A 6,162-nucleotide genomic window follows, 5' to 3' on the forward strand; every position below is an offset into this window, starting at 1 on the left:
ATCACTGAGGCAAGCTCATTGCCCTACCAAACACCCCAAACACACCCATCGCGCGCTTGACGGCTTCCTCGTAATTCTCGGACTCAGTCGCCGACTTCATAAAGATTGAAAACGCGCCGGAGCACAGGTAAGAAGCCACGTCGGCAGCTTCTTCGTCGGTCATCGGGACGACCTCGGCGCGCATCGCCGTCACCATGTCGTGCAGCATTGGCATCTCGGGCGTGGTGAAGCAAGCCATCAGCGTGGCGTGGGCCGGGCCGTTAATCACGTGGCTCAAGAGGCAACGAACCTCGGCAAGCTGCGAGAACAGCGCCTCCAGCGCAGGAGGCATCTCGCCGGTCTTCTTATACGTCTCGATGTAATCGTTCACCGCGGGAGCCATCGCGCGCTGGATTGCCGCCTTGACGGCGGCGTCGCGGTCCTTGAAGTGCTCGTAGAAGACCTGGCGGCTCATCCCTGCCGCGTTCACAATCTGGGACACCGTGATGTCCTCAACCCGGTGCTCATTCAACAACTCGGTAGTTGTCTTGATGATCGCGTTCCGCGTCTTCACAGCGCGGGGGTCCTGGCTGAGTTCTCTTCGAGTCATACGACACCAACTCCTCTCTGGATGCCCACAAAAGCACCTAATATGCCAGACATGAACCTACATAGCGCAACAGTGGATCTCTTACGAACCCTTATCCAAAATACGTGTGTCAACGATCTTTCCCCTACTTCGGGGGGAGAATACCGCAACGCGGCCACGCTCGAATCATTTTTCGACGGCGCTCCCGTGCGCATCCAAAAGTATGAACCCGCAGATGGGAGGATGTCCATCGCGTTCACCGTCGAGGGTACCGACCCCTCCGCGGAGCCCCTCACGCTGCTCGGCCACACGGACGTAGTGCCCGTCGATAAGGAGCAGTGGACGCACGAACCCTTCGGCGCTGAAATTATCGACGGCCGACTCTACGGCCGCGGCGCCACCGACATGCTGTACATCACCGCCGCGATGGCCGCCGCCACCCGCGACGTGGCCCTGAGCGGGAAACGCCCGCGCGGCACGCTGACCTTCGTGGGCGTGGCGGACGAGGAGGCGCGCGGCGGGCTCGGCGCCGGGTACCTCTCGCAGCTCGACCCGGAGCCGTTCAGCTGGAAGAACTGCCTCTCGGAGGAGGGCGGCTCCCACCTGCCGGTGCGCGACGGCTCGGACGCGATCGTCGTCGTCATTGGTGAGAAGGGCGCGGCCCAGCGCCGCCTCGTGGTGCGCGGGGACGCCGGCCACGGCTCCGCCCCGCACGGCCGCGACATGGCCGTCACCAAGATTGGTGAGGTTGCTCGCCGCATCGCGTCGGTGCAGCCCTCCGTGACCACCGAGCAGCCGTGGCCGGACTACATCCGCGCCTGGAAGTTCGACCCCGAGACCGAGGCCGCCCTGCTACGCGGCGAGGGCTACGAGGCGCTCGGCGACCTGGCGCGCTACTCGCACGCCATGAGCCACCTGAGCATCGCGCCGACGGTGCTGCGCGCGGGCGAGGCCATCAACGTACTGCCGTCCATGGCCTACATGGAGCTGGACATCCGCCCGCTGCCCGGCCAGAGCCAGGAGTGGATCGACGAGCAGCTGCGCGAGGCGCTCGGCGACCTGGCCAGCGAGGTGGAGATCCAGCACCTCATCACCGAGGACGCCACCATCTCCCCCACCGACTCGCCGCTCTATCAGGCGATCTGCGAGACCTACGCCGAGTTCTTCCCCGACGCCGTGGTGGTCCCGACCATCGCCGCCGGCGGCTCGGACCTGCGCTTCGCGCGCCGCAAGGGCGGGGTGGGCTACGGGTTTGCGATGCACGCCCGTGAGCGTCACCTGGGTCAAGTGCTGGATTTGCTGCATGGCCACGACGAATACGTGGATATCGGGGACGTTCACCTCACCGTGGACGCCTACCGCAGCCTGATTCGGCGCTTCCTCGGCGCCTAAACGGGTGTGACAGATGGGACTGGTGTGACATACTGGCGAGCATGAAAATTCGTACAGCTGCACTCACTGCACTCATGGCCGCCACGCTCTCAACTGGTGTGGCTGGCGCAGACGCCATCGACGACGCCCTGGCAAAGCTGCCCGCAGGCCAGATCTCCTGCGACCAGGCATCTCGCTACTGGACCAACGACGCCGACTTCAACGCCAAGAAGCGCCAGGCCCAGACCATCGCAGCCTTCGACCGCCGCGGCCCGCAGATCCAGGCCGCGCTCGGCCGCGTGGAGGAAGCCGCCAACCGCTGCGGCCTGCGCGGCACCACGGGCGCGCCTGCAAATAAGCAGCAGCCTGCGCAGCAGAACGCCCAGCCAGCGCAGCCTGCCCAGCAGAATGCCCAGCAGAATGCCCAGCCCGCCCCCGCACCCGCACCGCAGGGCACACCAGTGATCACGCTGGCACCCGCCAACGTGCCCACCTTCGACATGCCGGTCGCGGGCGCGGTCACGCTGCGCCTGCCAGACCTGTCCGTCATTGCCCGGGAGCTGCTGGCCAAGTACGCACCGGGTTCCTCCCTGCCGTTCTAGTAGCTATACAGCAGACCACTCGTAGCAGGTCTCGCCCCCGGACGTGATGCGCACGCCCGGCGCGGGATCGAGCCAGGCGGTCACCGTCGCGCGTTCCGAACCGGATTCGAGCGCCACGGTGATCGCCTCATTTGTTTTGTCGGTCACCTCAAGGGTGGCGGTTTCGAGCCAGCGGTGGCGGCGTCGAAAAGCGATGAGCTTCTTGTGCTCCTCGAAGATCCACTGACCCAGGCTCGAAAGCTCTGCGGGGCTGGCTGGCAGCGGCGGGCGCACCGGGTCGTCGGCGGCGAACCCCTCCCCGCGCAGGCCCTCGAAGCCCTGCTCATCGCCGTAGTAGATGCTGGGCATGCCGGGCAGCGCCATGAGCAGCGCCGTGGCCACGAGCGCGCCATCCTGCCCCACCTTCGAGGCAATCCGGTCCACATCGTGGTTGCCGACGAACGTATTCGGCACCATGTGCTCGCACAGGTCGCGGTGGCGACCCAGCGCGTGGTCAAGCTCCCAGAAGTTCACGTCCTTGATGGAGGACCACAGGGCCTTCCACAGCTCGTACTGGGTGACGGTGTCCAGAGTGCCCGCCGCGGCGATCTCGGCGTAGTCGCCGTGGATGACCTCGCCAAGGAAGAGCGCGTCCGGGAAGCGCTCGCGCACGCGCGCCAGCACGGTGCGCCAGAACTCCGGCGGCACCGAGTACGCCACGTCCAGGCGCCAGCCCGTGATACCTCGCTCGAGCCAGTAGCACATGACGTCGGTGACCAGGTCCGCCACGCGCGGGTCCTCGTGGTGGAGGGTGGCCAGCTCACCATGCCCCTCCCAGTCCGTGTCGCCGGCCAGGCCCTGCGCGACCAGCGGGTGGGCGCGCGCGACGTGGTTGAACACGCCGTCGAGCATCACGTGGATGCCACGCTCGCGGCAGGCGGCCATCAGGTGGTCGAAGTCCTCGTTGGTGCCCAGGCGCGGGTCGATCTGGAAGTGGTCAAGGGTGTCGTAGCCGTGGGACACCGATTTGAAGATCGGGCCGAGCAGCAGCCCGTTGCAGCCGAGCTCGATCAGGTAGTCCAACCAGGGCTCGAGCTGCCGCAGGCGCGGCGCTTCGTCGTGCTCCTCGCGGATCGGTGCGCCCGTGGCGCCCAGCGGGTAGACGTGCCACCAGATAATGTCTGACGCGGACAAGTTCCTCACACTTTCTATTGAGCAAAGCTCAGTACTGTAGGGTGGTGTCCATGACACAACCACGACGGAGGCTCAGCGTCGAGCAACGCCAGGAAGAAATCCTCGCCGCTGCCACGGACATCTTCTCCACCACACCTTACGTGGAAGTCTCCACCCAGGACATCGCCGACGCCTGCGGTGTGTCCCAAGGCCTCCTCTTCCACTACTTCGAATCCAAGGCTGGGCTCTACACCGCCTTCCTCAAGGCACACACCCAGCCGCTTTTCGACGACCACCTCGACCCCAACACCGACACCCACGAAGCTCTGCGCAGCACCCTGGAGCGCTACCTCAACCACGTCGCCGAGCACCCGTTCGTGTGGCTGGCCGGTCGCCGCGGCGGCGCCGAACCCACCGAAGCAATCAACCTGCGCATTGAGATGCGCGACGCCTCCGTCGAAACACTGTGCTCCCTGCTGGGCCGCGACGACGAGCACGCCGCACGCGCCGCCTCCGGGATGCTTGGCTTCCTCGACGCCGTCTGCATCGACTGGGTCGACGAAAGCTGCCCCGCCCCCGAGCGCGACGACATCATCACCACCGCCATCGGCGCACTCACGGGGGCACTCGCCGCTACACAGAAGTAGTACTTCAAGAGGTCTATCCCCTAAACTTTGCGCATGCATAAGTTGACCTCCGGCGCCCTCGTTGTCGCCCTGACCGGCACCGCCGTCACCGTCCCCGCCACCATCAACCCCACTGCCCACTACGCCGAAGCGCAAGGCCTCCTCGGCCTCGGCGGGCAGGCGTTGCAGGGGCTCGTCGAAAAGGGCGAAGCCAAAGTCGCCGAACTCGAATCCCAACTATGGAAAGCCGAGCTAGCGCTCAAGGGCGCGCAGGCCCTCATGGAAATGAAGCGCTGGGGCGTCGCCCTCGCCATCGGCGAGGAGAACAAGAAAGCCAAGCAAGCCGAGTACGACCAGCAGAAACTACTCGTCGACTCCGCCGAGCTCCTCGTACGCACCACCAAGACCTCCCTCGACGCCGCGCGCAAGACACTCGCCGTGACCAAGAAGCAGCTCGAGGACTTCAACGGCAAAGACCCATCCGCCTACGAAGACGCCCCCGAACCCGACACCAAACCCCTCACCCTGCCCACCAACCTGCGCGAGGCACTCGAGAGCATCACCGCGCAGCAGGAGGCAGTGGCCAAGCGCCAAGCACTTTTCGACGAAGCCGACTCCGCCTACACCAAACGCAAAAAAGAAGTCGACTCCAGCTGGTTCAGCTGGCTCGCCCCCTCCAACACCAAGGAGCTCGAGGGCCTGAAGAACCGTCGCGACGCCCGCAAGGCCAAACTCGACCTCGAACAAGCCCGCCTGGACAACATCACCCGCTCCATCGAAATCTTCGAAACCGTCGAAGCAGCAACGCCTTCGCACGAGGGCCACGGCGCCGACCGCTACGACGCCACCACCCCCACCAACATCGACGACGCTTCTCGACAGCTCGAGTTCGCCAACAGCACCCTCGAAGCCGCCACCCACCGCAAAGCCAACATCGAAGCCAACCTCGCCGCACTTACCGGATGGCAAGAGCGCAACCCCTTCACCGGCTTCTGGCACAACGCCGACAAGTGGACCCTCGAACGCGCCCTCCGCGCCGCGGACAACGAAATCGCCGACGCCACCAAACGCATCGCCGACAAAGCCGCAGCGCTCGAAGCGCTCAAGGAGGAGGCTGTGGCTCCGACTGAGCCTTCTGAGGTGGTGGAGCCTTCTGCTGAGCCTTCCATGGCTGCCGAGCCGACTGAGGCTTCTGAGGTGGTGGAGCCTTCTGAAGCTTTGGAGCCTTCTGCCGAGCCGACCGAGGCTTCCGCCGCACGGACTACGGAACCATCGGAATCTGCAGCAGCGCCCGAAGCTTCTGAACCGGCCGCCGAGCCAACCACCGAGCTGTCCGCGGCAACCTCAACACCAGCGACAACGTCTACGCCAACTTCGGAAGAGTCCGCCCCGCGGACACCTGAGGCTTCTGAAAACGTCGAACCCGCGGACACTTCCGCCGAACCCGAAGACCAAATCGATATCGACGAACTCACCCAGAACCTCGACGAAGCAAAGAAACTCGAGCAGGACATGCTCGATCTGCAGAAGCTGCTACAGCAGTACATCAACAAGCCTGAGACGGCCGAGCCGACCGAGTCGACCCAAGCTGAGGCATCCGAGCCGTACGAGGCTGAAGCACCCGAGGCCGAGGTCTCACCAACGACCGTGACCGAAGTGTCCGCGGCAACCGCAGCACCAGCAACAACGGCTGTCCCAACCTCGTCGGAGGTGTCCGCCGCGCGGACAACCGAAACGACTGAACCGACCGCTGAAGATTCTCCCGAGCGGACAACTACTTCAGCAAAGCTGTCCACGGTAACCGTCGTCCCAGCAACCTCGTCCAAGGTGTCCGCCCCGCGGA

General features: G+C 65.1%; 5 protein-coding genes and 1 pseudogene. 4 read left to right on the forward strand and 2 right to left on the reverse strand.

Going from position 1 to position 6,162, the window contains the following annotated elements; all coding sequences use genetic code 11:
- Position 1: 1 nt before the first annotated feature.
- Positions 2 to 589: a TetR/AcrR family transcriptional regulator gene (locus KBX13_RS09735; RefSeq protein ID WP_256021985.1), complete on the reverse strand. Its 588-nt coding sequence runs from the start codon at positions 587 to 589 to the stop codon at positions 2 to 4.
- A gap of 51 nt (positions 590 to 640) precedes the next feature.
- On the opposite strand from KBX13_RS09735, the gene KBX13_RS09740 reads away from it, so the two are divergent.
- Positions 641 to 1,960 carry a M20/M25/M40 family metallo-hydrolase gene (locus tag KBX13_RS09740; protein WP_256021986.1) on the forward strand — a complete coding sequence of 440 codons (1,320 nt, stop codon included), beginning with the start codon at positions 641 to 643 and terminating at the stop codon, positions 1,958 to 1,960.
- A gap of 41 nt (positions 1,961 to 2,001) precedes the next feature.
- A complete protein-coding gene (locus tag KBX13_RS09745) occupies positions 2,002 to 2,541 on the forward strand; it encodes a hypothetical protein (protein ID WP_256021988.1) in 540 nt (179 codons plus the stop codon).
- Positions 2,542 to 2,544: 3 nt separating this feature from the next.
- On the opposite strand, the gene KBX13_RS09750 is transcribed toward KBX13_RS09745, so the two are convergent.
- Positions 2,545 to 3,714, reverse strand: a complete 1,170-nt coding sequence (locus KBX13_RS09750) for an alpha-amylase family protein (RefSeq protein WP_256021990.1) — start codon at positions 3,712 to 3,714, stop codon at positions 2,545 to 2,547.
- 50 nt (positions 3,715 to 3,764) lie between these two features.
- On the opposite strand from KBX13_RS09750, the gene KBX13_RS09755 reads away from it, so the two are divergent.
- Both KBX13_RS09755 and KBX13_RS09760 read left to right on the forward strand, forming a co-directional pair.
- On the forward strand, positions 3,765 to 4,340 hold the full coding sequence (locus KBX13_RS09755) for a TetR/AcrR family transcriptional regulator (RefSeq protein WP_256021991.1): 576 nt from the start codon (positions 3,765 to 3,767) through the stop codon (positions 4,338 to 4,340).
- A 33-nt stretch (positions 4,341 to 4,373) separates the two neighbouring features.
- Positions 4,374 to 6,162 (forward strand): annotated as a pseudogene (locus tag KBX13_RS09760) (hypothetical protein); the annotation flags it as partial.

Source organism: Corynebacterium sp. CCUG 51687 (assembly GCF_024453995.1).
Lineage (GTDB): Bacteria > Actinomycetota > Actinomycetes > Mycobacteriales > Mycobacteriaceae > Corynebacterium > Corynebacterium pseudogenitalium.